At 55.1% G+C, this 263-nt stretch carries 1 rRNA gene; it reads right to left on the bottom strand.

The window, feature by feature from the left end:
- Nucleotides 1-262 (bottom strand): 23S ribosomal RNA (locus HPT30_RS00395); the annotation flags it as partial.
- Nucleotide 263: the final 1 nt, after the last annotated feature.

Raw genomic sequence — 263 nt, 5'->3', positions numbered from 1 at the left:
CCAGGAGGCAAGCCCCCTGGTTTAGGCTGTTCCGCGTTCGCTCGCCGCTACTGACGGAATCACTATTGTTTTCTCTTCCTCAGGGTACTTAGATGTTTCAGTTCCCCTGGTCTGCCTCTACGCATCCTATGTATTCAGATACGAGTAACTGCGAATTACCACAGCTGGGTTTCCCCATTCGGACACCCCCGGATCAAAGCTTGCTTACAGCTCCCCGAGGCAGTTTCGTTGTTCGCCACGTCCTTCGTCGGCTCCTGGCGCCT

The organism is Paenibacillus agri, assembly GCF_013359945.1.
GTDB classification, from domain to species: domain Bacteria; phylum Bacillota; class Bacilli; order Paenibacillales; family Paenibacillaceae; genus Paenibacillus_AQ; species Paenibacillus_AQ agri.
The sequence above is the reverse complement of the archived record's forward strand: the minus strand, read 5'-3'. Positions and strand labels throughout refer to the sequence as shown.